Source organism: Mycobacterium sp. (assembly GCF_965229265.1).
GTDB lineage: Bacteria > Actinomycetota > Actinomycetes > Mycobacteriales > Mycobacteriaceae > Mycobacterium.
Genome location: NZ_CBDDIY010000013.1, coordinates 347,842 through 373,573, shown reverse-complemented (window position 1 = coordinate 373,573; position 25,732 = coordinate 347,842). Strand labels below are relative to the sequence as shown.

Here is a 25,732-nt window from a genome sequence, read left to right as displayed (position 1 = left end):
GAATACATGCCAGAAGTCCATCTCGTCGACCATCCGCTGGTGCAGCACAAGCTGACCCTGATGCGGCGAAAAGAGACCTCGACCAACACGTTTCGGCGGCTGGCCAACGAGGTCTCCACGCTGCTGGCCTACGAGGTGCTGCGCGACACCCCCACCCAGGAGATCGCCGTCGAGACACCCCTGGAAACCACCACCGGGGCCGTCATCGACGGCAAGAAGCTGGTCTTCGTGGCGATCATGCGGGCCGGCACCGGCATCCTCGACGGGATCCTGACCGTGGTTCCCGGCGCCCGCGTCGGCCACATCGGCCTGTACCGCGACCCCAAAACCCATGTCGCCGTGGAGTACTACTTCAAGATGCCCAGCGACCTGCACGAGCGTGAGGTGGTGATCGTCGACCCGATGCTGGCCACCGGCAACTCGGCGGTCGCCGCCGTCGACCGGCTCAAGGAGTTCACCCCCCGCTCGATCAAGTTCGTCTGCCTGCTGACCTGCCCGCAGGGCATCGCCGCACTGCACGAGGCGCATCCGGAGGTGCCGATCTACACCGCCGCGGTGGACCGCGGGCTCGACGAGCACGGCTACATCGTTCCCGGCCTCGGTGACGCCGGCGACCGCATCTTCGGCACCAAGTAGGACGGCCGCGGGCTCACAGCCGACAGCCAGCCGGGGATGGGTCAATGGCTGGTGTGACGACGACGTACCTGGACCCGGCGAAGCCGTCCCGCGGGGAGCGAGTCGCCCTGGTCGCCCTGCTGGCCGGCACCGCGGTCATGTACCTGTGGAACATCACCGTCAACGGGATGGGCAACCAGTTCTACGCCGGGGCCGCCCAGGCCGGCTCGAAGAACTGGGAAGCCCTGCTGTTCGGCTCGCTGGATTCGGCGAACTTCATCACCGTCGACAAGCCGCCGGTGTCGCAGTGGGTGATGGGCCTGTCCGGTCAACTGTTCGGGTTCAGCAGCGCCAGCATGCTGGTGCCCGAGGCGCTCATGGCGGTGGCCACGGTCGGGCTGCTCTACGCCGCGGTGGCCCGCGTCTGCGGCCCGCGGGCGGGCCTGCTGGCCGGGGCCGCGCTGGCGTTGACACCGGTCGCCGCGTTGATGTTCCGGTTCAATAACCCCGACGCCGCGATGGTGTTGCTGATGACGGCGGCGGCCTACTGCACGGTGCGCGCGGTGGAGCGGGCCAGCGGCCGGTGGCTGGCCTGGGCCGGGGTGGCGCTCGGGTTCGCGTTCCTGGCCAAGATGCTCGAAGGCCTGATGATCGTTCCGGCGGTGGGGGCGGCGTACCTGCTGGCCGCCCCGGCGGTGTTGCCGCGTCGGGTACTGCACCTGATTGGCGCGCTCGCCGGGTTCCTCGTGTCGGCCGGATGGTTCGTGGTGCTGACCCTGCTGTGGCCGGCGTCGTCACGGCCCTATATCGCTGGGTCGACCGACAACAACTTCATGAACCTGGTGCTGGGCTACAACGGGTTCGCCCGGGTCCTGGGCCACAACCGGATGGCCTTCGGCGGGCGCGATCCGCTCGGGAACTCCGCCGGGGACCAGCTGCGCCCGGCGCACCTGGGCGGCCTCGGCGGGCAACGAGAAGGCCTGGGCCGGTTGCTCTCCGGTGAGTTCGGTTTCGAGATCGGCTGGCTGGTGCCGGCCGCCGTGCTAGCGCTGATTCTGGTCCTGGTCTCCCGCGGCCGCGCACCGCGCACCGACCGGGTGCGCGCCGGGGCGCTGCTGTTCGGGGGCTGGCTGCTGGTCGACGGGCTGGTGCTCAGCTATATGAAGGGCATGGTCCACCCGTACTACTGCCTGTCCCTGGCGCCCGCGGTGGCCGGGATGACCGCGATCGGGGCGCACGAGATGTGGGCCCGCCGGGCCAGCCGGTTCGGCCGGCTCGGCATGGCCGCGCTCATCCTGCTCACCGGCATGTGGAGTTGGTGGGTGTTGAGCCGCAGCGGCGATTGGCTCCCGCCGCTGCGGTGGACGATCCTGGCCGGCGCCGTGCTTGCGGCGGTGGCGGTCGCCCTGTCGGCACCGGGACGGCGGTGGGTCACGGTGGCCGCCGCCGGGCTGGGCGTGGCCGCGGTGCTGGCCGGTCCGGCCGCCTACGCGGTGGCCACCCTCGGCGTCGCCCATCGCGGCGGCGGGCCGACGGTCGGACCGTCACGTCCCGAAAATGCTTTCAGCGCAAAGATGTTCGGCGAATCGAAGGACAACCCGGCGTTGGACGCCCGGTTGCGCACCACCCACAGCAGATGGTCGGCGGCGACGGTGGGCTCGTCGTCGGCGGCCGGGCTGGAACTGGCCACCGGCACCGCCGTCATGGCGATCGGCGGATTCACCGGCCGAGATCCGGTGCCAACCCTCGACCAATTCAAAGCCGACGTCGCAGCCGGCGACATCGGTTACTTCGTCGTCGAGAAGGACTGGCGAGGCAAGGGCGGTGGCTGGCCGTTCGGCAACGGTGACACTGCCATCACCGACTGGGTCAAGGCCACATTCGGCGTCACCGCGGTCGGTGACGCCGATGTGTACGACCTGTCGCGGCCGAGGTGATCAGGCCGCCGAGGCCAGCGCCGGGGCGGGCTGGCTCGCTCTGGTCGGCAGGGCCAGCTTGACGATCTTGCGCACGACGCTGGCGAACTGCTTGGGCAGCGGCCCGGCGTTGTAGGGAATCCCGTATCGCTGGCAGATCTCGGCAACCTGCGGGGCGACCTCGGCGTAGCGGCGCGCGGGCAGGTCGGGGAACAGGTGATGCTCGATCTGGTGCGACAGGTTGCCCGACAAGATGTGGAACAGCTTGCCGCCGGTCAGATTCGCCGAGCCGAGCACCTGACGGTAGTACCACTGCCCGCGGGTCTCATTGCGGGTCTCCTCGACCGAGAACTCGCTGGTGCCCTCGGGGAAGTGGCCGCAGAATATGATCGCGTAGGACCACACGTTGCGCATCAGGTTGGCGGTCAGGTTGCCGGTGAACACGAACGGCGCGAACGGACCGGCCAGCAGCGGGAAGGCCAGGTAGTCCTTGGCGAGCTGGCGGCGGGTCTTGCGCCAGATCTCTTCGATGATCTCGCGCTTGTCGGCCAGCGAGATCTCCCCGGCCCGGATCCGGTCGGCTTCGACCTCGTGCAGGGCCACTCCGTACTGGAACAGCACCATCAGCAGGAACGCGTAGAGCGGGTTGCCGAGGTAGTACGGGCGCCACGGCTGATCGGGGCTCATCCGCAGGATGCCGTACCCGATGTCGCGGTCCATCCCGACGATGTTGGTGAAGGTGTGGTGGGAGAAGTTGTGCGAATGCCGCCACTGGTCGGCCGGGCAGGCGGTGTCCCACTCGAAGGTCTGCCCGGACAGCGCCGGGTCACCGGTCCACTCGTACTGGCCGTGCATGACATTGTGGCCAATCTCCATGTTGTCGAGGATCTTCGAGATCCCCAGCAGCGCAGTGCCGGCCAGCCAGGCGGGCGGGAAGATGCCGGCGAACAGCAGGGCCCGCCCGGCGACCTCCATACCGCGTTGGGCCTTGATGACGCGGCGGATGTAGTCGACGTCGGCCTGGCCGAGGTCGGCGATCACCCGGTCGCGGATGGCGTCGAGTTCGCGGCCGAAGGCTTCGGCCTGCTCGGGGGTCAGGGTGACGGATTGCTGGGTCATGGTGGTGCCCTTTCGGTTCACAGCGCGAGTTCGACGTCGCCGACGGGGACCGACACGCAGATCTGCACGTCTTCTTCGTCGGCGGTCGAGACCGCGCCGGTGGTCAGGTTGCGCACCGCACCGCGGTGCTTGCGGCGGGTGCAGGTGTGGCAGATGCCCATCCGGCATCCGTTCTTCGGTGTCAGGCCGGCGCCCTCGGCCTGCTCGAGCAGGGGGCGGCCGTCATCGGTGGTGGTAATTGCGCTGTCGCGGAAGGTGATCCGTCCGCCCGACGGGCTGTCCGGAATGACGAACGGGGTCGGGGCGAAGCTCTCCGAGCGCGCGGTGGGACACAGGTCCGTGACGGCGTCGACGAGTGCCGGTGGCCCGCAGACGAAGACCGCATCCGGGTCGGGCATGGCGGCGTGCAGGTGTCCGGCGTCGAAGTAACCGGTCAGCTCACTGCCCGGGGAACGGGTGTAGCCGTGCAGCACCCGGACCGGCATCGCGGCCAGTTCGTCGCGATAGTCCGCCTGCGCCGGCGTCGGCGAGTAGTGCACAAAGGCGATCTCGCCATCGAAACCCTCGGCCTGCAGTGTGCGCAGCATCGACATCACCGGGGTGATCCCGCTTCCGCCGGAGACGAACAGGATGCGGCGCGGCCGCAGATCGGGCAGCACGAAGTCGCCGGCCGGTTCGGACAGCCCCACGACCATGCCGGGGCGGGCGTGCCGGAACAGGTACTCGGAGACGACGCCGCCGTCGTGGCGGCCGATGGTCAGTTCGAGGAGCGCCGCTCCCTCGGCATTGGCCGGGGAGTAGCAGCGGGTGTGCCGGCGGCCGTCGACCTCGACGGTGAGGCTCACGTGCTGGCCGGCACGATGGCCGACGACGGCCTCGTTGGGCTCCAGCACCAGGGTGACGCTGCGCGGTGTTGACCGCCGCACGTCGAGCACCTTGGCCCGAGCGTCGGTCGTCCAGATCGGGTCCACCAGCTCGGTGTAGCGGTCCACGCCGTGCGGGCCGGTGAGCAGATCGACCAGCGGCGACCGGAGCACCTTCTTGGTCAAAATTTCAGTGAACTTATGTACACCATCCTCGGCGAAACCGCACGTCGTCAAGGGATCAGCGCAGTGTGTGGTAGGGTTCACAACAGTGAACAGTCGTACGCCGAGCTCACGACGTGAGCGGTCAGGGAAGACGCGGTCGCGGGAAGCGCCGTCGCGCGAGGAGCGCAAGGAAGCCACCCGCCGGGCACTCATTGCCGCCGCACTCAAGCTGCTCGACGAGCGTAGCTTCAGCGGCCTGAGCCTGCGTGAGGTCACCCGCGAAGCCGGCGTCGTCCCCGCCGCGTTCTACCGGCACTTCGAGTCGATGGACTGCACTGGGCCTGGTGCTCATCGACGAGTCCTTCCGCACGCTGCGCGAGATGCTGCGCAGCGCTCGCGCCGGCAAGCTCGACCCCAACCGGGTGATCGAGTCGACCGTGGAGATCCTGATCGCCGGCGTCACCGAACAGCGGGAACACTGGCGCTTCATCGGGCGCGAACGGTCCAGCGGGGTCACGGTGTTGCGCTATGCGATTCGCACCGAGATCCGGCTGATCACCTCCGAGCTGGCCACCGACCTGGCCCGCTTCCCCGGCCTGAACACCTGGAGCACCGAGGATCTCAACATCCTGGCCAGCCTGTTCGTCAACTCGATGATCATCATCGCCGAGGCCATCGAGGATGCCCACGACGCCGCCGCGCTGGACGAGATCAAGCGCACGGCCGTCAAGCAGCTGCGGATGATCACGGTGGGGGTCAACGACTGGCAGCCCGAAAACGACGCGGTCGCCGACGGTGACGCGCCGACGCCGTTGTCGATATCGGCCGAGTGACCGCGCGAACAACCGCGGTGTGGGCGCCGGGGCCATAACGGGGTACCCCGTCTCATGCACAAGCCCCGACCCGCCGTGTTGTTCGACATCGACGGCACCCTGGTGGATTCCAACTATCTGCACGTCCACGCCTGGCAACGGGCATTCCACGAGGTCGGCCTGCCCGTGCAGGCCTGGCATATCCACCGCCGCATCGGGATGGACGGCGCCACGCTGCTCGAGGAGCTATCCCACGGCGCCGACGACGATGTGCAGAACCGGCTCAAGGACTTACACACCCGCTACTACGAGGCCAGCGCCGCGCTGTTGACCGCGCTGCCGGGCGCGCGCGAGCTGCTGCAGCGGGTCGCCGACAGCGGACTGCAGGTGGTGCTGGCCACCTCGGCGCCGGAGCACGAACTCGCCCTGCTGCGAGCGACCCTGGACTGCGACGACGTCGTCTCGGCCATCACGTCATCGGACGACGTCGAGCAGGCCAAGCCCCGGCCCGACATCGTCAACGTCGCCCTGCAGAAGGCGGGCATCGACGCGCAGCAGGCGGTGTTCATCGGCGACACCGTCTGGGATGTCGAGGTGGCCGCGCGGGCGGGGGTGCCCTGCATCGGCGTGCTGTCCGGTGGTGTCGGTCGGGGCGAGCTCGAAGATGCCGGCGCGGCAGCGGTTTTCGACGACGCGCGCGACCTCAACGACCACCTGGACGACTCGCCGATCGCCGCCCTGACCTGAGACCCGCGGGCTCAGGTCAGCTTGGTCGGCAGTGCCTGGAACTGAACGTCGCCCTTACGGGGGAACGAAACTGTGGCGTTGGTGATCGTGATGGTGGTATTGCCCACCTTGATCTCCAAGTTGCCCGTCGCCTGTACCAGTGGTGTACGGACCTGCGCCGCGACTTGGTAGCCGGGCCGAACGGTCACCGTCTGGGTGCCACCGGATGTCTTCGCCGTCGACTCCTCGGCGCCGTACTTGGCTGCCAGCTCCGCGCCGAGGACATCCTTCACGAGCGTGATGCTGGTCTTGGCGCTGACCTCGTAATTGGTCTTGACCGAATCGGTCACCGAGTAGCTCAGGTTGGCCGTGATGTCCGGCATTGGCGGGTCGGTCTTCGGGTTGTAGCCCACGGGTAGCGGGTTGCTCCAGGTCGTCGACGTGCCGGCCGGAACATCGGGGGTACGCCACGGCGAGTAGGTTGCCACCGGCTGCCCTGTGGCGGTGAACCGACAGGTGGCCTTGCTGTTAGTGCACAGGTTCATCAACGAACTCGCCGACAGATCGGTGGCCGGGAGCGTTCTGGTGGTCCCGGGTGCGTCGGTCAGGTAAACGTAGTCCTGCTTGTCCCAGAATCCCGGCAGCACATAGCCGACCTTGCCTGCTCCAACCACGACCCTGGCGTTGACTTGTTCGGCATTGTTCATGTACTTCAAACTGAGTTGCCACTGCGACTTTGGTGTTTGGAAGATCGGGCGTAGCTCGTAATAGCCTTGCCAAAAGGAATGTTGGGTGGGCATATCGAAGTAGACAACCCCCCCAGGCGGAATCACCGTGTTGAGTGCCGGACCGCTAATGGGCCGTTCGGTTCCCTTGTAACCCCCACCACTCCAAAAATCCGTCCGCCTTGGTGCTGTACCCGGTGAACACAATGGGGTCCGACGTCAAGTTCCACACCGCGTACCGGCGCGTGGCGACGTTGGACTTGAAGGCTGCCGTGGCGCTGCCCGTCGCAGCTGCTGGCGCTGTGGAAGCCGCCGGGACCGAGGACGCCGCCACCGCCGGGGTCACCAGCGCGGTGAAAGTGGCCTCGGCCGGGGCGTCGAGTGTGATCGGGTCGACCGCCTCGTCATAGGTGCCGGCGACATAGAGTCGCCCGTCGGCCCCGATGGCGATTCCGGCGGCGCCCTGGGGCGCCGCGATCGGATCACCGACACGCTGACCGCTGTGCAGATCGACCACCGAGACGGTGCCGCCGTAGAAGTCGCTGACGTAGGCCAGGGTTCCGTCGGCGTTGAGCGCGACATCGGTGGGGTAGACCCCGACCTTGATCGGGTCACCGATCACTGACATCGTCTTGGTGTCGATCACCGAGACCGAGCCCCCAGCCGAGGTGCCGTCGTCGCTGAGGGTCAGCGAACCGGAGTTCGTGACCACCACCCGGTCGCCGGCCGCAGCCACCCCGGTGGGGTGATCACCCACGGCGATGGTGGCCACCACCGTGTTGGTCGCGGCATCGATCACCGACACCGTGTCATCGGATTCGTTGGTCACAAAGACCTTGTCACCGGCGACGGCCACTCCGAACGGGCTGGCACCGACCTGTACGACACTGCTGGCGTAGGTGGCGGTGTCGATCACCGACACCGTGCCGTCGTTGGTATTGGTGACGTACACCCGGCTGCCCGTGGAGTTGACCGCCACGCTGGTCGGCGATTCACCGACCGGGATCGGATCACCCAGCACCGTGTTGGTGGTGGTGTCGATCACCGACACGGTGGCGTCGTCGGAGTTGACCACATACGCCCGGCCGTCGGAAGCCACCGTGATGCCCCACGGTGACCCGCCAACGGCGATGGATCCGATCACCGAGTGGCCGGCGACGTCGATGACCGACACCCGGTTGTTCTCGATATCGGTGACATAGGCGCGGGAACCGTCCGGGCTCATCGCCACCGCGTAGGGCTCGCCCCCGATCCCCAGTGCGTCACCGGCACCGACGGCCACCGTCACCGGCACCGTGGTCACGCCCGGCTGGCTCAGCCAACGGGTTCCGCTGTCGCGCACGGTAACCAGGAACTGGTCCTCTCCTCCGGTCTCGGCGAAGACCTCACCCGGGGTATAGGTGTACGTGCCGTCGGCGTTGATCGCGACAGTTCCGTACTTGGGTGCCGCAGTAACCTCGTAGGTCACCGGGTCACCATCGGGATCGGTGGTCCCGAGGACGCCCTTCACCTGACCGTTGGCCGTCTCCCCGATCTCGAGCGGGTTCGCCGTGGGGGCTCGGTTGTAAAACGCACCGACGATCTCGCGACGTGCCGCCGCCAACATGGCCCACAGTCCCGGCGGGTCGAGCGGCGGCGGCGGAAGCTGCGGCAGTACCGGCGGATGGAACACCGCGCCGATCAGATTCGATGCGAACGCCACGATGCTGTCCGGGGTCACCACCGCGGCCCTGGGTGTGGCGGCGGCCGGAGCAGAGCTCGCGGCCGGCTGCGCATCGCTGAGGACGGCGGCGGTTTCGTCGGACCGGCCGGCAGCGGGCTGGTGCTGCGCGGCGCCTGTGGTCGCCGACGCCTTGGCCGGGCCGCCGCTTCGCACTGCCGCAGCGGCGACCGCCGACCGGCGTGACGGCGAAACCGATTCGGCGACAGTCTTATTGGAGGATTTGACAGCCTTGGCCGGGCCGGCCCCGGGATTGTGCCGACCCACCGCCGAGTGCGGCCCGGCCGATCCCGCCGACGACGAATCGTCGGCCCACGCCACTCCCGGCGCATTGGCCACGGCCACACCGACGCCCAACGCGACCGCGAGCGCTCCGACGCGACCGACGTATCTGCCGTACCCCATAGCCATGCCTCCCCGACCTGAACGACCTCCGACTAACGACCGCGCCTCGAGCCCGACAGCGTCGTTGCGATGGGAGCCTAAGGCCGCCCTGCGCCGCACAGTTCACCCACAGCAAACCTTTCGCCAACTGTTTGCGTATTGGCTACAGTTCATTCGAATGCGTTGATAGGCGCAAAGACCTCTACCAACACCTCGGCTGACTCGCGATCGTGAAGTTTGCGCAAAATATCGTCCGCGTCTGCAGCCCATTGCCGATAATGACAGCGTGCGCGATGCGCCCCGATGTGTGAGGAGCGAAGTGATCAAGAGACTGCCGCCAATGTGCCTGGCCGGTGCCGCGTTGTCATTCGCCGTCCTGACCGCGGGCTGCGGTCACAGCACCAAGCCGCAGGCGGCCCAGTCCGAGACCGCCTCGACGGCAAGCGTCGCGGTGGCCGAACCCACCAACACCGACGTGAACGGCAATGGGCGCGCCGACGCCGACCCGTCCGACACCGAGTGGCCCGGCAAGATGACCGTGGTCTACGAGGACGCCACCACCCCCGAAGCCGTTGCGGGCCGCCAGTTCATGGAGACCAACAACCTGCTGCCGCAACTGGCCGACGACATCAACAGCACCCTCAAGCTGCCGCACGACATCACGCTCAAGGGATCGCAATGCGGCCAGCCCAACGACTTCTGGAGCCCGGGCGACAACGCCATCACCATGTGTTACGAGGATGCCGCCAACTCGGTGGACGTCTTCACCAAACTCGGCGACCCCGATCCGGAGAAGTCCGCCTTCCACACCGAGTTGGAGGCGTTCTATCACGAGACCGGTCACATGGTCGTCGACATCTACGACCTGCCCGCGACGGGCCGCAACGAGGACGTCGCCGACCAGGCCTCGGCCTACCTTCTGTTCCGGCCCAACGAGCAGGGCGTCATCGACGCCGATTCCATCGAGGCGATCCGCGATACCGCTCGCTGGTATGAGGCCTCCAGCGGCGAGGTCGACGACGGCGCGCTGGCCGACGTGCACTCTCCGGACAAGGCGCGCATGTACAACTTCGAATGCTGGGCCTACGGCGCCGATCCCGGGCAGAGCGCCGACCTGGTCAACAACGGGCTGCTCCCCAAGGACCGCGCCGACGGCTGCGAAGAGGAGTACGACCAGCTGGAGAAGGCCTGGGGCACGCTGCTCGACCCCTACCTGAAATAACGGCGCGGGCCGGTTTTGCCGGGCCGCGGCGCGGGTAGAGAGGGGCATGACCCGGCCGGTGCAGCAGATCCGTGCACCGCGCGAACTCGTGTCGCTCTACCGCGACCCGCCCGACGGCGTGCGGGCCAACATGATCATGTCGTTGGACGGCGCGGCCGCCTTCGACGGTGTGGCCGGGCCGCTGTCCGACCCCACCGACCAGAACCTGCTGCTCACCCTGCGCGGCTACGCCGACGTCATCCTGGTCGGGGCCGGCACGGTGCGCGCCGAGGGCTACGGGCCGGTGCGCTTGACGCCCGCCCAATCGGCCGAACGGCGGGACCGCTGGGGGGTGTACACCCCGCCGCCGATCGCGGTGGTGACCCACACCGGGCGGCTGCCCGCGTCGGTGTTCGCCGATCCCGCCCAGCGGCCCATCCTGGTGACCACCGCACGGCTGGCGCACTCCCGGCCCGACCTGAGCGTGCACGCCGACGTCCTCGTCACCGGTGACACCGCGGTCGACCTGCGGTCCGCGGTGCAGACGCTGCGCGCCGGCGGCATGCGCCGCGTTCTGTGCGAGGGCGGACCTACCCTGCTCGACGAGCTGGTGGCCAACGACCTCGTCGACGAGATGTGCCTGACCCTCTCGCCGACGCTGGCCGCCGCCCCGGCCTCCGCCCGGCCGGGCGCGCCCGCGCTGCGCGTGCCCGCCCGGCTGGCCCTCGGCCATGCCGTCACCGTCGAGGACTACGTCTACCTCAGATACACCCGGCCCGGCGGATCCGGGAGCTACCAGGAGGGCACACCATGAGCGGCGCCGAGGATCTGCTGGGCCGGCGACCCGACGGGGTCGACGACGACACCGTGCAAGCCGTCGGGACGTTGTCCGAAGCGCTGGAATACGTCGAGCGGGCCCGCGGCCACCTGTACTCGTTCCACCAGCTGATGGGCCACGCCGACCTGCTGCTCGGCGACACCTGCGACAAGCTGCGCGACGCCGGCCACCCCGACATCGCCGACACCCTGGCCACCGAGATGGTCGGGCGCAATGTGCTCGACGGCCGCTGGACGTTCCAGGTGGTCGAGGAGTTCGACGACACCTACTGGTCACCGCTGCGCGACCACGAACGCGCCGTGCGCGACCGGCTGATGGGCGGCAATCGGCACGTGTTCGAGGCCGAGCTGAAGCAGCGCCGACGCACCCACGGGCGTCCGGGTCACGAAGCCACGCCGTGACGCGACATCGATCTGCACTGTCGTTCCCCTCACACCCGCGGCCGTCGATGGTTGGAGACCGCCCGCTGCGGGGTATTCGCCACAGTCAATCCGCCGATCAAGGGAGTCCACGTGACCAACGCAGCCACTAACGAGGTATGGCCGGGCAAGGCCTATCCGCTGGGCGCGTCCTATGACGGATTCGGCACGAACTTCGCCCTTTTCTCCGAGGTGGCCGAGCGGGTCGAACTGTGTCTGTTCGACGACGCCGGCACCGAGACCCGGATCGCCCTGCCGGAGGTGGACGGCTTCGTCTGGCACGGCTATCTGCCCGGCATCGAGCCGGGCCAGCGCTACGGATATCGGGTGCACGGCCCCTACGAGCCCGAGCAGGGCAACCGGTGCAACCCGAACAAGCTGCTGCTCGATCCCTACGCCAAGGCCATCGACGGGCATTTCGACTGGGACCAGTCGCTGTTCGGCTACAACTTCGGCGACCCAGACAGCCGTAACGACGACGACTCGGCGGCCAGCATGCCCAAGTCTGTGGTCATCAACCCCTACTTCGACTGGGGCGTGGACCGCCCGCCGCAGCGCGAGTACGCCGACAGCATCATCTATGAGGCGCACGTCAAAGGCCTGACCCAGACCCATCCCGACATCCCCGACGCGGTGCGCGGCACCTACTCGGCGATCTCGCACCCGGCCATCATCGAACATCTGAAGTCGTTGGGGGCCACCGCAATCGAGCTGATGCCGGTGCACCACTTCGCCAACGACTCGACGTTGATCGACAAGGGCCTGTCCAATTACTGGGGTTACAACACCATCGGCTTCTTCGCCCCCGACAGCAAGTACTCGGCCAGCTCCACCCCCGGCGGCCAGGTGCAGGAGTTCAAGGCGATGGTGCGGGCGCTGCACGAAGCCGGCATCGAGGTGATCCTCGACGTGGTCTACAACCACACCGCCGAGGGCAATCACATGGGCCCGACGCTGTCGTTCCGCGGCGTCGACAACGCCGCCTACTACCGGCTCGTCGACGACGAGAAGAAGTACTACATGGACTACACCGGGACCGGCAACAGCCTCAACGTCGGGCACCCGCACTCGCTGCAGCTGATCATGGACTCGCTGCGGTACTGGGTCACCGAGATGCACGTGGACGGCTTCCGCTTCGACCTCGCCGCGACGCTGGCCCGCGAGTTCTACGACGTCGACCGGCTGAGCGCGTTTTTCGAACTGGTGCAACAGGATCCGACCGTGAGCCAGGTGAAGCTCATCGCCGAACCGTGGGACGTCGGCCCCGGTGGATACCAGGTCGGTAACTTCCCGCCGCAGTGGACGGAGTGGAACGGCAAGTACCGCGACACCGTCCGCGACTTCTGGCGCGGCGAGGACGCCAGCCTGGGTGAGTTCGCGTCCCGGCTGACCGGTTCGGCGGACCTCTACGAGCACACCGCGCGCCGGCCGGTCGCCTCGATCAACTTCGTCACCGCCCACGACGGCTTCACCCTGGCCGACCTGGTGTCCTACAACGAGAAGCACAACGAGGCCAACGGCGAGGACAACAACGACGGCGAGAGCAACAACAGTTCGTGGAACTGCGGCGTCGAAGGCCCCACCGACGACCCGGAGATCAACGCGCTGCGGGCCCGTCAGCAGCGCAACCTGATCGCCACCACCATCCTGTCCCAGGGCGTCCCGATGATCTCCCACGGTGACGAGCTCGGCCGTACCCAGGGCGGCAACAACAACGGCTACTGCCAGGACAACGAGATCACCTGGATCGACTGGGACGCTGCCGAGCGCGAACTACTCGAATTCACCTCGTCGGTCTCGGCGCTGCGGGCTGCGCATCCGGTGTTCCGCCGGCGCCGCTTCTTCGACGGCCTGCCCGTGCGCCGCCGCGGCAGCGAGGGCCTTCCCGACATCTCCTGGTTCCGACCGGACGGTTCGGAGATGAACGACGAGGACTGGGGTTCCGGGTTCGGCAAGTCGGTCGCGGTTTACCTCAACGGACAGGGCATTCCCGACTTGGACACTCGCGGGCAGCGCGTCACCGACGAGTCGTTCGTGCTGTGCTTCAACGCCCACCACGAGCCCATCGAGTTCACCCTGCCGCCGGCCGAGTTCGGCGAGGCGTGGCAGCCGGTCGTGGACACCGCGGCCGGGCCGGGCGAAGTCGAGGAGGCGGCGGTGGCGAAGGCGGCGACGCCGATGCGGGTCGAGTCGCGGTCGATGGTCGTGCTGAAGGCCGTGCAGTAGCACTGCGGTTCACTCACGGTAAGGGCGGGACCATGGCCGATCCCCTCCCCTCCGGGGGACCCGCCATGGTCCAGGTGATGTCCTTGGCCGATTATCACAATCGGAAACGACGGATACACACTTTTCGCAAAGTTGAATTCAACAATTTCCCGGGGCATCCAGCAAACCCTCAGGAACCTCGGTGACGACTGCCAGCTATCTCGGGGTTCGCCACATCGGCCAGAGCGAGGGCCCGCCCTCGGGCAGGACGATCTCGCCGGTCACCACGAAGCCGAATCGTTCGTAGTACGGCACATTGACCGGGTTGCTGGACTCGAGGTACGCGGGCGCGTACTCGGCGTCGCACCGATCGAGCCGGGATTGCATCAACGCCCGGCCCAGCCCGGCACCGCGCACGGTCGGGTCGGTGCCGATGACCGCCAGATACCAGTGCGGTTCCTCGGGATGGTGGGCCTTCATCAGGTCGGTGAGCAGCCGCCCGGCGGCGAGCCGGCCCCGAAAGGCGCGGATGACGGCGGGCAGCATGGCGAGCTGGTCACGCGATGTGTGCTGCCAGCGTCCGGGCGGGTCCCACAGCGCCGCGGCGGCCACCCCGTCGTCGGACGTCGCGACCTCGGTGGCGCGTCCGGGCAGGAAGTGATGGCGGGCCAGGGCGCCGAACAGGCCGGGCAGCGCCGCCTTCCGGCGTTCGGCGTCGGGTTGGACCCACGCCATCACCGGATCGTCGTGGAAGGCTCGGCCCAGCACCCGTGCCAGAGCGGGGATATCCGACCTGCGGGCGGGACGGACGTCGATGGACACCACTGCAGATTAGCTACCCAAATTAAGTGCGGCCTGGTGCTGCGACCAGTCCCACAGTCGAGCGGCCTGGTCGGGGTCGACGGCCCAGGGCGCATAACCGCCCTCGGTGCCCTCGGCGAATGGACTCGCGATGCGGCAGTCCTCCAGATACAGACCACCGAGCCCGGTCAGTTCGGGGCTGACGGCCGCCCACACCGTGGTCGCCGCGCCGTGTTCGACGTCGGTTACCTGGAGGTTGGCCAGCGCCCCGCCGCCGCTGAAGTCGTCGCGGGTCATGTGCCGGGCCAACTCGGTGTAGACCACCCCGGGATGGACCGCGAAGGAATGCACACCGCGGGGGCCCCAGCGCCGCTCGGCTTCGACGGTGAACAGCACGTTGGCGGTCTTGCTCTGGCCGTAGGCCTGCCATTTGTCGTAGCCGGACTCGTCGTCGTAGTTGGGGTCGTCCCAGCGGATGCCGCTGTAGAGGTGCCCTCGGCTGCTCAGGTTGACGATGCGGGTGCCCTCGACGAAGCGGTCGGCCAGGCCGGTGGTGAACACGAAGTGGCCGAGGTGGTTGGTGCCGAGCTGCATTTCGTAGCCCTGCGCGGTGCGCGACAACGGGGGTGCCATGACGCCGGCGTTGTTGACCAGCACATCGATCCGGTCGAGGCGCGCGGCGATGGCGGCGGCCGCGGTCTGCGCCGAGCGCAGGTCGCTGAGTTCGAGGTGCACCGTCTGGCAGTCGATGGCCGCGCGGGTCTTGTCCACGTCGCGCACCGCGGCCACGATCTCGGCCCCCGCCGACTGCAGCGCCCGAGCGGTCTGCAGGCCCAGTCCCGTGGAGGCGCCGGTGACGACCACGGTGCGGCCGGTCAGGTCGACACCGTCGAGCACGTCCGCGGTGGTCGGGCTACTGGTCGCCGTCATGCCGGATCTCCTGTCTCGCTGGCCGAGGACCGCCACACCGGCGCCCGCCGCTCCCGCCAGGCGGCCGGCCCTTCGGCCGCGTCCGGGCCACCCATCAATCTGTGGTGCACCGTAGTCTCCTCGGCGGCCACGGCGTCGATGTTCGCCCCCGACCACAACAGCCGCTTGCTGTAGGCCACCGAGGCCGGGTTGGCGTTAACGGCGACATCGCGGGCCAGGTCCACCGCGGCGGGCAGCACCTCCTCGGCCGGCAGGGCCAGGGTGGCGATGCCCATCGCGGCAGCTTCGCGGCCGGTGAAGCTGCGCCCGGTGAGCAGGATGTCGGCGGCCACCGCCAGCCCGACGCAGTGCCTGAGTGTGTAGTGCACCGCGCAGTCGCCGATCATGCCCCGGCGGACCTGCGGGATCGCCAGCTTGGCGTCCTGGGCCACCAGCCGGATGTCGCATTGCAGGGCCAGCGTCAGGCCGATGCCGATCGCGGGACCGTTGATGGCGGCGATGACGAGCTTGCGCACCCGCCACGCGGGCGGTTGGACCGGGGAGGCGCTGAACCCGTCGCCGGGACTGTCGAACGCCCCGGCCACCGCCGACATGTCGGCACCGGCGCAGAACGCGCGTCCCGCCCCGGTGAGCACCACGGCGCGCACAGTGTCGTCGGAGTCGCAGCGGCGGTAGGCCTCGCTCAGGGAGCGGGCGGTCTCACCGGAGAAGGCATTGAGCCGTTCCGGGCCGTCCAGTGTCAGGACGGCGACGCCGGTGTCGTCGAGGTCGACGGCGACGGTGGTGGCGCGGCTCACACAGCGATCTTGGCACACGCCAGCGCCGGTGCCGCGCGGCTCAGACCTGCAGCGGCACAGTCAACCCCGCCAGGCTGTAGGCGGTGACGCGGGCGAAGCTTGCCGGTAACGCCGCGGCGGTCAGCCGACGAGGGTGGTGACGCCCAGGGTGAGGACGCACGCCACGACCACCGCGGTGGTGACGGCGTAGCCGACCGTCGCGCGGCGACCGATCGCGAACCGGCCCATCAGCTCCCGGTCGCGGCCAAGGCCGATCATCGCCAGCAGCAGCGGCACCAGCAGTACGGCGTTGAGGACCTGGGTGCCCACCAGGATCGTGACGAGCGGGATCCCGGGCGCCAGGACGATGGCGGCACCGATGAAGGTGATGATCCCGTAGGTCATATAGAAGGTCCGGGCGTCGCGGTAGGGGTCGTCCATCGCGGCCTCCAGGCCGGCGTACTCGCACACCGAATAGGCGGTGGACAGCGGCAGGATGGACGCGGCCAGGAAGGCCGCGCCGATCAGGCCGACGGCGAACAGTGTCGAGGCCGCCTCCCCGGCGAGCGGTTGCAGCGCGATGGCGGCATCGGCGGCGTCGGTGATGCTGCGCCCGTCGCGGTGCAGGGTCGCCGCGCAGGCCACCACGACGAAGAACCCGATCACCCCGGTCAGCACCGCGCCGGTGACGACGTCGACGCGCTCGAGCGGCAGGTCCTCGGTGCACAGCTTCTTGTCGACGGCGTAGGACTGCATGAACGACAGGCCCCACGGCGCCAGCGTGGTACCCAGCGTGGCGGTGACGATCGCGATCGCCTGCCCGGTCATCGGCATGGTGGGCACCACCGTGCCGTGCAGCGCGGCGCCCCAGTCCGGCTTGGCCAGGAAGCCGGAGGCGATGTAGGCCAGGAACACCGTGGACAGCAGCAGCAGGAACCGTTCGACACGATGGAAGCTGCCGCGCAGCACCAGCAGCGAGACGATCACCCCGGCGGCGGGCACGCTGATGTAGCGGCTGATCCCGAACAGCTCGAATCCCGCTGCAATGCCGGCATATTCGGCACACGTGGTGCCGATGTTGGCGACCACCAGCGCGGCCAGCACGGCGCCGCCGATGCCGACGCCGTAGCGCTGGCGGACCAGCCCGATCAGGCCCTGCCCGGTGACCACGCCCATCCGGGCGGCCAGGGTGTGGAAGACGACGAGGGCGACGGTGGACAGCAGCAGCACCCACAGCAGCTGGTAGCCGTGGTCGGCGCCCAGAACCGAGTAGGTGGTGATGCCGGCCGGGTCGTCGTCGGACAATCCGGCCAGCAACCCGGGGCCGACGACGGCCAGCAGTGCGCCGATACGAGTGCCCGCGCGGCCCGGCTTCTTCATGACGGCCCGACGCCGTGATGGCGGCGTGGCCACACCCGGGACCGCAGGAACTGCCGCCCCAGCAGGGCCGGTGCGTGCCCGAGCACCTCGCGCCAGCGGCCGGCGTGCTCGGCGGGCATGGCCGCGACGATCCGGGCGGCCTCCGGTTCCGGCATCGCGCGCAGGACGCGCTCACCGACCGCGGGGTGGGCGGCACGCACGACCTCGGCGGCGACGCCGGGCCCCTTCACGGCCAGAATCTCGGTGGCCGACTCGGTGTCGAGCCGGCTGAGCAGGCCGGCGAGTTCGCGAGGGTTGAGTCGGTGCACCGCCGCCCGCGGTGTGGCCAGCTGCACGGAGTGGCCGCGTTCGGAGGCCAGGTGCAGATCCGACCAGGCGACGATGTCGGCGCCGGCTTTCTCCAGGGCGGGCAGCCCCAGCCGGCGCAGGACGCCGTTGAATCCCACGTCAACGCCCATCAGTTCGAGCCGCCCCTCGGGCGTGCGGGCCAACACCACATCGGCGACCCGAGCCAGGCGCTGGCCGACGACGTCGACGACCTGGGTGTCCAGCACGTCACGCACGAGCAGAATTTCGCGGTCACCGAGCGCGGCGGTGATGTCATCGACGGCGTAGACCTCGGTGTCGGGGCCATCGCAGGCCAGCACCAGCCGGCCGTGCTCGAGGGTGGCCACCTGCTCCCAGGGGACCACCAGTCGGCCGGCTCGACGGCGCGCGACGACCACCCGGTCGACCAGGTGCGGGCCGGATTCTTCGACCAGATCGGCGGTCAGGTCGGCCAGCCGCCCGATGGTTCGGCCGTCGGCTCCGAGCACGACCTGACCGGCGATCCGGCTGAGCAACAGCACAGTCGCAGCATGCCGTATCCGGCTGGAACGGCATCACCAATTGATTGATGCAGGTGCATGAAGTTATGGTCGGGTCGCCTTAATGCTGCGGATCCGAGGAGGACCAAGCCATGTGGGATTTCGAGACCGACCCCGACTACCAGAAGAAACTCGACTGGGTCGAGGAATTCATGCGCGAGGAGCTCGAGCCGCTGGACTTCGCCCCGCTGGACCCCTACGAGAAGACCAACCCCGAGGTGCTGCGCGTGCTGCGGCCGCTGCAGCAGCGGGTCAGGGAGCAGGGGCTGTGGGCGGCGCACCTGAGCCCCGAGCTGGGTGGCCAGGGCTACGGCCAGGTCAAGCTGGCGCTGCTCAACGAGATCGTCGGCCGCTCCCGATGGGCGCCGTCGGTGTTCGGGTCGCAGGCGCCGGACTCGGGCAACGCCGAGATCCTCGCGCTGTTCGGCACCGAGGAGCAGAAGAAGCGCTACCTGCAGCCGCTGCTCGATGGCGAGATCTCGTCGTGCTACTCGATGACCGAGCCGCAGGGCGGATCCGACCCCGGCCTGTTCACCACCCGCGCCGAGCGCGACGGTGACTCGTGGGTGATCAACGGCGAGAAGTGGTTCTCGTCCAACGCGCGCAACGCCAGCTTCTTCATCGTCATGGCGGTCACCAATCCCGAAGCCCGCACGCACCAGAAGATGTCGCTGTTCATCGTGCCCGCCGAGACACCGGGTATCGAGGTCATTCGGCACGTCGGCGTCGGGGGTGAGTCCGACGAGCGCGCCGGGCACGGCTACATCCGGTACAACGACGTGCGGGTGCCGGCCGATCACGTGCTCGGCGGTGAGGGGCAGGCGTTCGCGATCGCGCAGACCCGTCTCGGCGGGGGGCGGGTGCACCACGCCATGCGCACTATCGCGTTGGCGCGCAAGGCTTTCGACATGATGTGCGAGCGGGCGGTGTCACGCCAGACCCGCCGCGGCCCGCTGGGCGACTATCAGATGACGCAGGAGAAGATCGCCGACAGCTGGATCCAGATCGAGCAGTTCCGGCTGCTGGTGTTGCGCACCGCCTGGAAGATCGACAAGTACCACGACTACCAGCAGGTGCGCCGTGACATCGCGGCGGTGAAGGTGGCGATGCCCCAGGTCCTGCACGACGTGGTGCAGCGCGCCATGCATCTGCATGGGGCCCTTGGTGTTTCCGATGAGATGCCGTTCGTGAAGATGATGGTCGCCGCCCAGTCGCTGGCGATCGCCGACGGCCCGACCGAGGTGCACAAGCTGACCGTGGCGCGGCGCACGCTCAAGGAGTACGAGCCCGTCGACACCCTGTTCCCGTCCCAGCACATCCCGACCCGGCGGGCCGCGGCCCAGGCCCGGCTCGCCGAGCTGATCGAGCACGAGGCCGCCGAGCTGTGACGGCACGGTGATGGCCGTCGACACCCGGGCCAACCTGGTGACCACGGCCGAACGGCTCTTCGCCGAGCGCGGCGTGGACGCGGTCAGCCTGCGTGAGATCGCCCGGGAGGCCGGCGCCCGCAATGTCATGGCGGTGCAGTATCACTTCACCGATCGGCCCGGCGTGCTGGCCGCCATCGCCGACAAGCACCTGCCGGTGATCGACGCCCGGCGCGACGCGCTCCTCGACGCGGTGGAGGGTGAACCGGAGCCCTCGATGCGGGCGATGGCCGCGGCCCTGGTCCGCCCGCTGGCCGCCAAGCTCGCCGATCAGGACGGCGGCCCGGCGTTCCTGCGTATCCACGCCGACCTGCTCAACCGCCCGGTGCCCGCGTTCGACTTCACCGGCGGGCGATCGAGCAGCCTGCAGCGCTGGCGCCGGCTGGTCGAGCCGATGCTGGATCCGGTGGCCGCCACGCTGCATCCGCGGCTGGGGGCGCTGGTATACACCGCGGTGGAGCTGGGCCGCCGGGCGGCGACCGCGCCGCACGCCGACGACCGGTTGTTCACCAGCCATCTGATCGACACCGTGGCCGCGATGCTGACGGCGCCGCTGTCGGAGGAGACCCGGGCGCTGGCCGGGGAGCGCCAGGCGCGCCGTCAGTCCCGCTCGATCGCCAAGCCCTCCTGAACCAGGGTGGCACTGCGTATCAGGTCGGCGTCGTAGAGGTCCAGCGTGACCAGCCCCCGCCCGCGCCCCGCCGCCGGTGAGCGCGATTCCAGCAGATTCCACTGATCGGCCCGGATGGGCCGATGAAACCAGATCGACGAATCGGTGGTGGCGGTTCGGTGGCTGCGGTCGGTCATCGAGTGGCCGTGCACAGCCAGCACCGGGTCGATGCCGTAGATGTCGGTGACGTAGACCGCGGCGCACGCGTGCAGTCGCGGATCGTCGGCCAGCGCACCGGTGACCCGCCACCACAGCCGCCGGACGAAATCGCCCGCGCTGCCCTGGTCATCGGTGCGGATATCGATCTCGTCGAGCGGCAGCGACGGCGCCGGCCCGACCGGACCATTGGCCGGCAGCTGCTCGGGATCGCCTGCCGCCGTGGCATGTTGGGCGTGTTCGGGACCGTTCGCCGGGATCGAGAACGACGCCGTCGCGGTCACCAGCAGCCGGCCCTCCTGACCGGCGAGCACCCGACGCGACGCCGTGGTGCGTCCGTCGTAGACCCGCTCGACGTCGTAGCGCACCGGTGCGCCAGCGTCACCACCGCGCAGGAACTGCACGTGCAGGCTGGTCGGGGCCAGCCCGCCGGGGACGGTGTGGCACGCCGCGGCCAGGGCCTGGGCGGCCAGCTGCCCGCCGTAGGCGCGCTTGTCCGGTGGGCCGGCGGGCTTTCCGGTGAACGCGTCCGCGGTGTCAGGGTCGGCGTCGACCTCGAGCAGGCCGGCCAGGACGTGAGTCACGTTGTCACCGTGCCGGATTGGACCAGACCGGTGATCTCCTCGGGTGCCATGCCGAGTTCGCCGAGGACGGCGGCGGTGTCATCGCCGAGTGCCGGTGCCGGCCGCGGCGCGATGTGGGCGCCGTCGACCGACATCGGCAGACCCGGCGCCAGGTAGCTGCCGATCCGGGGCTGCTCCAGCAGACTGAACAACGGATTGTCGGTCACCCGCGGATGTTCGGCGACTTCGGAAAAGTCCAGGTAACGCTCCCACAGCACCGAACTCGCCGAGAGCGCCGCACTCACCTCGTCGGCGGTGTGGCTTCGGAACCACGGCGCGAACAGTCCGGTCAGTACCGCGCGATGCTCGTAGCGCTGGCCCTCGTTGGAGAAGTCCGCGCCGAGCGCTTCGGCAACGGCGGCAACGGCTTTCGTCGTGCCCGTGAGTTCGGACAGGTCGCGGAAGTGCCGGCCGGTGAGCGCGACCACCATGAACGACGCCCCGTCGCTGCTGGTGAAGTTCTGCCCGTACTGGCCGTAGATGGCGTTGCCCAGCCGCGGCCGCTGCGCACCGGTGACCATGGGCTCGGTGAGGAACCCCAGGTTGGCCGCGGTGGCCAGCGCGACGTCGTCGAGCGGCAGCCGGATGCGGCTGCCGGCACCGCCGGCATCGCGGCGACGCAGCGCGACCAGGATCGCCAGCGCGGCGTACAGCCCACAGCTGACATCCCAGGCGGGCAGCACGTGGTTGACCGGTCCGCTGTGCTCGGGTGGCCCGGTCAGCAGCGGGAATCCGGTGGCCGCGTTCACCGTGTAGTCCACGCCGGTCGTCCCGTCGCCGCGACCGACCACCTCCAGGTGGATCAGATCGGGACGCTGGGCGCTCAGAGTTTCGTAGGAATGCCACTGCCGCCCAGCAACATTGGTGATGAGCACACCGGCGTCGGTGATCAGGCGGGCGACCAGCTGCTGCCCCTCGGGGGCGCGCATGTCGGCGGCCACCGATCGTTTGCCCTTGTTCAGGCCCGCCCAGTAGATGCTGTCGCCGTCCTCGGTCAGCGGCCAGCGGTGGTAGTCGGCCGCCCCGCCGACGGGGTCGACCCTGATCACTTCGGCACCCAGCTGTGCCAACGTCATCCCGGCCAGCGGCACGGCCACGAAGCTGGAGATCTCGATGATTCGGACACCGGACAGCGGCAGGTCAGATGATGCGCTCACCCGACGAGTATGGCGAACGCAGCGGTCACCACACGGCCACGGGCACTCCCAGGCAGACCAGCGTCAGGGCCAGCAGGAACCAGGCCGCGCCCTGCCAGATCGGCCACACGCCCTCGGCGCGCCAAACCTGGTAGGTCCGCACCAGCGCGCCCACTCCACCGGCGAACAGGATCACCGGGACCAGGATGCCGGCGATCCGCGAATGCCAGATCGCGGTCGCCGCCAGCGCCACGCCGGCCACCGCAACGACGGCGACGACGTAGGTCACCGCCGCGCGGAACCCTTCCGGGTCGTGCCAGCGCTTCTCGACATCATTGGTCGACATCATTCACCTCTTCTCCCACAGTAGGCCGACTTGGGAAATCGATGGTGGCGGTTCAGGTCCGTGGTCACCGGGTAGCCCCACCGCATGACGAATCCCACCGACGACCGCAGCGAAGAAGACGTCGAAGCCGACCCGCACGTCGCGCGCCGGCACGGACGGCGAGCGCGGGACCTACGTCGGTGCGGCCACCTCCGATGACGCAATGGACACCGGGGAAACCGCCGCCGAGGCCCGCGGCGAGCGCGGAGGCCGGTGAGAGGATCGGCCTATGCGCCTGCTGTTGCTCGCCGACACGCACATCCCCAAACGCGCACGGGACCTGCCGGCCCAGGTCTGGCAGGAGGTCGAGCGGGCCGACGTGGTGATCCACGCCGGGGACTGGGTGGAGGTCGATCTGCTCGACGAACTCAACGAGCGGTCGAACCGTCTGGTGGCCTGCTGGGGTAACAATGACGGCCCGGATCTGCGCTCGCGGCTGCCCGAATGCGCCGACGTGGCCCTGGACGGGCTGCGCTTCACCGTCGTGCATGAGACCGGCACGGCATCCGGCCGGGAAGCGCGGATGGCTGCGCGCTATCCGCATACCGACGTGCTGGTGTTCGGGCACAGCCACATCCCGTGGGACACCACCGCCCGGACGGGGCTGCGACTGCTCAACCCCGGCTCCCCGACCGATCGGCGGCGACAGCCGTTTTGCACCTATATGACGGCCAGCACCCGGGCCGGCGTGCTCGCCGATGTCCTGGTCCACCAGATCGGCCGGCATTAGCTCTGTTACAGAGCTAATGTGGTGGGGTGGACACCCGCACCGACCTGATCACCGACCTGCTGAGCACCGTCGGCCGCTTCCGCCGGACCGTGCGGCGAAGCAGCGGTCGGCCGTTCGGCATCTCCGGACTCACCGAGTCGCAGGCCGAGCTGGTGCGCCTGGTCGCCCGACAGCCCGGCATCTCGGTCAGCGCGGCCGCCGCCGAGCTCGGACTTGCCGCCAACACCGCCTCCACCCTGGTGTCCAAGCTGTCGGCCGAGGGGCTGCTGACCCGCACCGCCGACCCGGACGACCGCCGGGTGGGCCGGCTGGCGCTCACCGCACCGGCGCAGCGGCTCGCCGACACCTCCCGCGCCGCCCGCCGGGCCGCGGTGGCCGAGGTGCTCGATGAACTCGACGCCGACGACACCCGGGCCCTGGTCGAGGGCCTGCGAGTCCTTGCCGAGATCACCGTGAAGCTGCAGGAGAAACGCCCATGACCGCACCGGCCATCGATTGCCGCAACCTGACCCACCGCTACGGCGATTTCACTGCCGTCGACGATCTCACCCTGCAGGTGCAGACCGGCGAAACCCTTGGCCTGCTGGGCCCCAACGGCGCGGGCAAGACCACCGTCGTGCGGCTGCTGACCACCCTGACCCCGATCCAGCAGGGCCAGGTGCGCATCTTCGGGCTCGACGCCCGCCGCGACACCATGGACATCCGCTACAACTTGGGCTATGTGCCGCAACAACTTTCGATCGAGCCGGCACTGACCGGCCGGCAGAACGTGGAGTGGTTCGCCCGGCTCTACGACGTGCCCCGCACCCAACGCAAGCAACGGGTGCGCGACGCCCTTGAGTCGATGCAGTTGCTCGACGTCGCCGACCGGCTGGCCGGTACCTACTCCGGCGGCATGGTGCGCCGCCTCGAACTGGCCCAGGCGCTGGTCAACCAGCCGTCGCTGCTGATCCTGGATGAACCCACCGTCGGGCTGGATCCCATTGCCCGCGACGGGGTGTGGTCACAGGTCACGAGCATGCAGCAGGAATTCGGCATGACCGTGCTGCTGACCACCCACTACATGGAGGAGGCCGATGTGCTGTGTGACCGGGTCGCCCTGATGCACCACGGCCGGTTGCGGGCGGTCGGCACCCCGGCCGAGCTGAAGTCCGAGGTGGGACCGCAGGCCAGCCTGGAGGACGTCTTCCGGCATTACGCCGGGTCCGGGCTCGACGAGGCGACCGCCCATGCCGGGCTCGGTGAGATCCGGTCCGGGCGCAAGGCGGCGCGCAATGCCGGTTGAGTCGGCGGCCCCGGCCCGGCTGCTGCGGGCCCCCCGCGGCTGGCGGCGGGTGCCGCGGATGGTGGCCCGGATGGAGACGTTTGCCTGGGTGGAGCTGCAGAAGCTGCGCCACGACCGCACCGAACTGTTCACCCGGATGGTGCAGCCCGCGTTGTGGTTGTTGATCTTCGGCACCACGTTCAACCGGTTGCACGTCATCGACACCGGTTCGGTGCCCTACCTGGCGTTCCTGGCGCCGGGCATCATCGCCCAGTCGGCGCTGTTCATCTCGATCTTCTACGGCATCCAGATCATCTGGGATCGCGACGCCGGCATCCTGGCCAAGCTGATGGTCACCCCCGCCCCGGCACCGGCACTGGTCACCGGCAAGGCGTTCGCGGCCGGCGTGCGCTCGATGGCCCAGGTGGTCGGCGTCCTGGCGCTGGCCTACCTGATGGGCATCCAGATGACCTACAACCCGCTACGGGTGCTGGCCGCGATGGGCGTGGTGATGCTCGGTTCGGCGTTCTTCGCGTGCCTGTCGATGACGCTGGCCGGGCTGGTGAGCAACCGGGATCGGCTGATGGGCATCGGGCAGGCGATCACCATGCCGTTGTTCTTCGCCTCCAACGCGCTCTACCCGGTGGCGGTCATGCCGGAGTGGCTGCGCTGGCTGTCCCGGGTGAATCCACTGAGCTACGAAGTGGATTCACTGCGGCTGCTGCTGGTCGGCATCCCGTCGGCGCATCCGTGGCTGGATCTGGGCGTGCTGGTGGTGGCCGCCGTGCTCGGCATCGCCTCGGCGTCGGCGCTGCTGCGCCGGCTGGTCCGATGAACCGTCGGCGACCGTAACGCCATGGCGGTCCTCCGGGCGATTTCT

The 25,732-nt window shown here is 69.0% G+C and carries 25 protein-coding genes and 1 pseudogene; 14 read left to right on the top strand and 12 right to left on the bottom strand.

What is annotated here, in order from left to right:
• Positions 1 to 6 precede the first annotated feature (6 nt).
• The gene (gene upp / locus ADBZ9K_RS23860) at positions 7 to 636 is read left to right on the top strand and encodes a uracil phosphoribosyltransferase (RefSeq protein ID WP_526624730.1); all 630 of its coding nucleotides are present in this window, start codon (positions 7 to 9) and stop codon (positions 634 to 636) included.
• 44 nt (positions 637 to 680) lie between these two features.
• Positions 681 to 2,552: an ArnT family glycosyltransferase gene (locus ADBZ9K_RS23855; protein ID WP_526624729.1), complete on the top strand. Its 1,872-nt coding sequence runs from the start codon at positions 681 to 683 to the stop codon at positions 2,550 to 2,552.
• On the opposite strand, the gene ADBZ9K_RS23850 is transcribed toward ADBZ9K_RS23855, so the two are convergent.
• The gene (locus tag ADBZ9K_RS23850; RefSeq protein ID WP_526624728.1) at positions 2,553 to 3,650 is read right to left on the bottom strand and encodes a fatty acid desaturase family protein; all 1,098 of its coding nucleotides are present in this window, start codon (positions 3,648 to 3,650) and stop codon (positions 2,553 to 2,555) included.
• 17 nt (positions 3,651 to 3,667) lie between these two features.
• Positions 3,668 to 4,702: a ferredoxin reductase gene (locus tag ADBZ9K_RS23845; RefSeq protein ID WP_526625605.1), complete on the bottom strand. Its 1,035-nt coding sequence runs from the start codon at positions 4,700 to 4,702 to the stop codon at positions 3,668 to 3,670.
• An 82-nt stretch (positions 4,703 to 4,784) separates the two neighbouring features.
• On the opposite strand from ADBZ9K_RS23845, the pseudogene ADBZ9K_RS23840 reads away from it, so the two are divergent.
• A pseudogene (locus ADBZ9K_RS23840) lies at positions 4,785 to 5,511 on the top strand (TetR/AcrR family transcriptional regulator).
• Positions 5,512 to 5,565: 54 nt separating this feature from the next.
• Positions 5,566 to 6,237: an HAD family hydrolase gene (locus tag ADBZ9K_RS23835; protein ID WP_526624727.1), complete on the top strand. Its 672-nt coding sequence runs from the start codon at positions 5,566 to 5,568 to the stop codon at positions 6,235 to 6,237.
• A gap of 11 nt (positions 6,238 to 6,248) precedes the next feature.
• Here the strand turns inward: ADBZ9K_RS23835 and ADBZ9K_RS23830 are convergent, their stop codons facing one another.
• Positions 6,249 to 6,923, bottom strand: a complete 675-nt coding sequence (locus ADBZ9K_RS23830; protein ID WP_526624726.1) for a hypothetical protein — start codon at positions 6,921 to 6,923, stop codon at positions 6,249 to 6,251.
• Positions 6,924 to 7,068: 145 nt separating this feature from the next.
• The gene (locus ADBZ9K_RS23825; protein ID WP_526624725.1) at positions 7,069 to 9,066 is read right to left on the bottom strand and encodes a cadherin-like domain-containing protein; all 1,998 of its coding nucleotides are present in this window, start codon (positions 9,064 to 9,066) and stop codon (positions 7,069 to 7,071) included.
• A gap of 319 nt (positions 9,067 to 9,385) precedes the next feature.
• On the opposite strand from ADBZ9K_RS23825, the gene ADBZ9K_RS23820 reads away from it, so the two are divergent.
• The 4 genes from ADBZ9K_RS23820 (at position 9,386) to glgX (ending at position 13,729) form a co-directional block, all read left to right on the top strand.
• On the top strand, positions 9,386 to 10,267 hold the full coding sequence (locus tag ADBZ9K_RS23820; RefSeq protein ID WP_526625604.1) for a DUF4344 domain-containing metallopeptidase: 882 nt from the start codon (positions 9,386 to 9,388) through the stop codon (positions 10,265 to 10,267).
• 46 nt (positions 10,268 to 10,313) lie between these two features.
• Positions 10,314 to 11,060: a pyrimidine reductase family protein gene (locus ADBZ9K_RS23815; RefSeq protein WP_526624724.1), complete on the top strand. Its 747-nt coding sequence runs from the start codon at positions 10,314 to 10,316 to the stop codon at positions 11,058 to 11,060.
• Positions 11,057 to 11,485 carry a hypothetical protein gene (locus ADBZ9K_RS23810; protein ID WP_526624723.1) on the top strand — a complete coding sequence of 143 codons (429 nt, stop codon included), beginning with the start codon at positions 11,057 to 11,059 and terminating at the stop codon, positions 11,483 to 11,485. The genes ADBZ9K_RS23815 and ADBZ9K_RS23810 overlap by 4 nt, the downstream gene beginning before the upstream one ends.
• 111 nt (positions 11,486 to 11,596) lie before the next feature.
• Positions 11,597 to 13,729: a glycogen debranching protein GlgX gene (gene glgX, locus ADBZ9K_RS23805; protein WP_526624722.1), complete on the top strand. Its 2,133-nt coding sequence runs from the start codon at positions 11,597 to 11,599 to the stop codon at positions 13,727 to 13,729.
• A 195-nt stretch (positions 13,730 to 13,924) separates the two neighbouring features.
• On the opposite strand, the gene ADBZ9K_RS23800 is transcribed toward glgX, so the two are convergent.
• From ADBZ9K_RS23800 to ADBZ9K_RS23780, 5 genes are all read right to left on the bottom strand, one after another.
• Complete coding sequence (locus ADBZ9K_RS23800) at positions 13,925 to 14,530, bottom strand: GNAT family N-acetyltransferase (protein ID WP_526624721.1); 606 nt, start codon at positions 14,528 to 14,530, stop codon at positions 13,925 to 13,927.
• Between the two features lie 9 nt (positions 14,531 to 14,539).
• On the bottom strand, positions 14,540 to 15,439 hold the full coding sequence (locus tag ADBZ9K_RS23795; RefSeq protein WP_526624720.1) for an SDR family NAD(P)-dependent oxidoreductase: 900 nt from the start codon (positions 15,437 to 15,439) through the stop codon (positions 14,540 to 14,542).
• Complete coding sequence (locus ADBZ9K_RS23790; RefSeq protein ID WP_526624719.1) at positions 15,436 to 16,236, bottom strand: enoyl-CoA hydratase/isomerase family protein; 801 nt, start codon at positions 16,234 to 16,236, stop codon at positions 15,436 to 15,438. The genes ADBZ9K_RS23795 and ADBZ9K_RS23790 overlap by 4 nt, the downstream gene beginning before the upstream one ends.
• A 120-nt stretch (positions 16,237 to 16,356) precedes the next feature.
• Entirely contained in the window at positions 16,357 to 17,595 is a 1,239-nt protein-coding gene (locus ADBZ9K_RS23785; protein ID WP_526624718.1) for an NRAMP family divalent metal transporter, read from the bottom strand.
• Positions 17,592 to 18,443, bottom strand: coding sequence for a magnesium transporter MgtE N-terminal domain-containing protein (locus ADBZ9K_RS23780; RefSeq protein ID WP_526624717.1), 852 nt, complete (start codon positions 18,441 to 18,443; stop codon positions 17,592 to 17,594). The genes ADBZ9K_RS23785 and ADBZ9K_RS23780 overlap by 4 nt, the downstream gene beginning before the upstream one ends.
• A gap of 110 nt (positions 18,444 to 18,553) precedes the next feature.
• Here ADBZ9K_RS23780 and ADBZ9K_RS23775 point away from each other — a divergent pair, with 110 nt between their 5' ends.
• A complete protein-coding gene (locus tag ADBZ9K_RS23775) occupies positions 18,554 to 19,849 on the top strand; it encodes an acyl-CoA dehydrogenase family protein (RefSeq protein WP_526624716.1) in 1,296 nt (431 codons plus the stop codon).
• A 10-nt stretch (positions 19,850 to 19,859) separates the two neighbouring features.
• On the top strand, positions 19,860 to 20,519 hold the full coding sequence (locus ADBZ9K_RS23770; RefSeq protein ID WP_526624715.1) for a TetR family transcriptional regulator: 660 nt from the start codon (positions 19,860 to 19,862) through the stop codon (positions 20,517 to 20,519).
• Here the strand turns inward: ADBZ9K_RS23770 and ADBZ9K_RS23765 are convergent.
• The 3 genes from ADBZ9K_RS23765 to ADBZ9K_RS23755 are packed head-to-tail and all read right to left on the bottom strand — an operon-like array spanning position 20,489 to position 22,822.
• On the bottom strand, positions 20,489 to 21,298 hold the full coding sequence (locus tag ADBZ9K_RS23765) for an acyl-CoA thioesterase (RefSeq protein WP_526624714.1): 810 nt from the start codon (positions 21,296 to 21,298) through the stop codon (positions 20,489 to 20,491). The genes ADBZ9K_RS23770 and ADBZ9K_RS23765 overlap by 31 nt on opposite strands.
• A complete protein-coding gene (locus tag ADBZ9K_RS23760; RefSeq protein ID WP_526624713.1) occupies positions 21,295 to 22,494 on the bottom strand; it encodes a CoA transferase in 1,200 nt (399 codons plus the stop codon). Before ADBZ9K_RS23760 ends, ADBZ9K_RS23765 begins: the two co-directional genes overlap by 4 nt.
• A gap of 25 nt (positions 22,495 to 22,519) precedes the next feature.
• On the bottom strand, positions 22,520 to 22,822 hold the full coding sequence (locus tag ADBZ9K_RS23755; protein ID WP_526624712.1) for a hypothetical protein: 303 nt from the start codon (positions 22,820 to 22,822) through the stop codon (positions 22,520 to 22,522).
• A 265-nt stretch (positions 22,823 to 23,087) separates the two neighbouring features.
• Between ADBZ9K_RS23755 and ADBZ9K_RS23750 the strand changes: the two genes are divergently transcribed.
• Genes ADBZ9K_RS23750 through ADBZ9K_RS23735 form a run of 4 tightly spaced genes read left to right on the top strand, consistent with a single transcriptional unit; the run spans position 23,088 to position 25,687 of the window.
• On the top strand, positions 23,088 to 23,588 hold the full coding sequence (locus ADBZ9K_RS23750) for a metallophosphoesterase family protein (RefSeq protein WP_526624711.1): 501 nt from the start codon (positions 23,088 to 23,090) through the stop codon (positions 23,586 to 23,588).
• A gap of 26 nt (positions 23,589 to 23,614) precedes the next feature.
• Positions 23,615 to 24,067 (top strand): MarR family winged helix-turn-helix transcriptional regulator, encoded by a 453-nt coding sequence (locus tag ADBZ9K_RS23745; protein ID WP_526624710.1) that lies wholly within the window; start codon positions 23,615 to 23,617, stop codon positions 24,065 to 24,067.
• Positions 24,064 to 24,873 (top strand): ATP-binding cassette domain-containing protein, encoded by an 810-nt coding sequence (locus ADBZ9K_RS23740; protein ID WP_526624709.1) that lies wholly within the window; start codon positions 24,064 to 24,066, stop codon positions 24,871 to 24,873. Before ADBZ9K_RS23745 ends, ADBZ9K_RS23740 begins: the two co-directional genes overlap by 4 nt.
• Positions 24,863 to 25,687, top strand: a complete 825-nt coding sequence (locus ADBZ9K_RS23735; RefSeq protein WP_526624708.1) for an ABC transporter permease — start codon at positions 24,863 to 24,865, stop codon at positions 25,685 to 25,687. The genes ADBZ9K_RS23740 and ADBZ9K_RS23735 overlap by 11 nt, the downstream gene beginning before the upstream one ends.
• The last annotated feature ends 45 nt before the right edge of the window (positions 25,688 to 25,732 follow it).

What these genes read in the sequence shown, in the direction of transcription:
- upp (WP_526624730.1), top strand. Translation starts at nt 7, where the DNA reads ATGCCAGAAGTCCATCTCGTCGACCATCCGCTGGTGCAGCACAAGCTG.
- ADBZ9K_RS23855 (WP_526624729.1), top strand. Translation starts at nt 681, where the DNA reads ATGGCTGGTGTGACGACGACGTACCTGGACCCGGCGAAGCCGTCCCGC.
- ADBZ9K_RS23850 (WP_526624728.1), bottom strand. Translation starts at nt 3,650, where the DNA reads ATGACCCAGCAATCCGTCACCCTGACCCCCGAGCAGGCCGAAGCCTTC.
- ADBZ9K_RS23835 (WP_526624727.1), top strand. Translation starts at nt 5,566, where the DNA reads ATGCACAAGCCCCGACCCGCCGTGTTGTTCGACATCGACGGCACCCTG.
- ADBZ9K_RS23830 (WP_526624726.1), bottom strand. Translation starts at nt 6,923, where the DNA reads ATGAACAATGCCGAACAAGTCAACGCCAGGGTCGTGGTTGGAGCAGGC.
- ADBZ9K_RS23825 (WP_526624725.1), bottom strand. Translation starts at nt 9,066, where the DNA reads ATGGGGTACGGCAGATACGTCGGTCGCGTCGGAGCGCTCGCGGTCGCG.
- ADBZ9K_RS23820 (WP_526625604.1), top strand. Translation starts at nt 9,386, where the DNA reads ATGTGCCTGGCCGGTGCCGCGTTGTCATTCGCCGTCCTGACCGCGGGC.
- ADBZ9K_RS23815 (WP_526624724.1), top strand. Translation starts at nt 10,314, where the DNA reads ATGACCCGGCCGGTGCAGCAGATCCGTGCACCGCGCGAACTCGTGTCG.
- ADBZ9K_RS23810 (WP_526624723.1), top strand. Translation starts at nt 11,057, where the DNA reads ATGAGCGGCGCCGAGGATCTGCTGGGCCGGCGACCCGACGGGGTCGAC.
- ADBZ9K_RS23795 (WP_526624720.1), bottom strand. Translation starts at nt 15,439, where the DNA reads ATGACGGCGACCAGTAGCCCGACCACCGCGGACGTGCTCGACGGTGTC.
- ADBZ9K_RS23785 (WP_526624718.1), bottom strand. Translation starts at nt 17,595, where the DNA reads ATGAAGAAGCCGGGCCGCGCGGGCACTCGTATCGGCGCACTGCTGGCC.
- ADBZ9K_RS23775 (WP_526624716.1), top strand. Translation starts at nt 18,554, where the DNA reads ATGTGGGATTTCGAGACCGACCCCGACTACCAGAAGAAACTCGACTGG.
- ADBZ9K_RS23770 (WP_526624715.1), top strand. Translation starts at nt 19,860, where the DNA reads ATGGCCGTCGACACCCGGGCCAACCTGGTGACCACGGCCGAACGGCTC.
- ADBZ9K_RS23755 (WP_526624712.1), bottom strand. Translation starts at nt 22,822, where the DNA reads ATGATGTCGACCAATGATGTCGAGAAGCGCTGGCACGACCCGGAAGGG.
- ADBZ9K_RS23750 (WP_526624711.1), top strand. Translation starts at nt 23,088, where the DNA reads ATGCGCCTGCTGTTGCTCGCCGACACGCACATCCCCAAACGCGCACGG.
- ADBZ9K_RS23740 (WP_526624709.1), top strand. Translation starts at nt 24,064, where the DNA reads ATGACCGCACCGGCCATCGATTGCCGCAACCTGACCCACCGCTACGGC.
- ADBZ9K_RS23735 (WP_526624708.1), top strand. Translation starts at nt 24,863, where the DNA reads ATGCCGGTTGAGTCGGCGGCCCCGGCCCGGCTGCTGCGGGCCCCCCGC.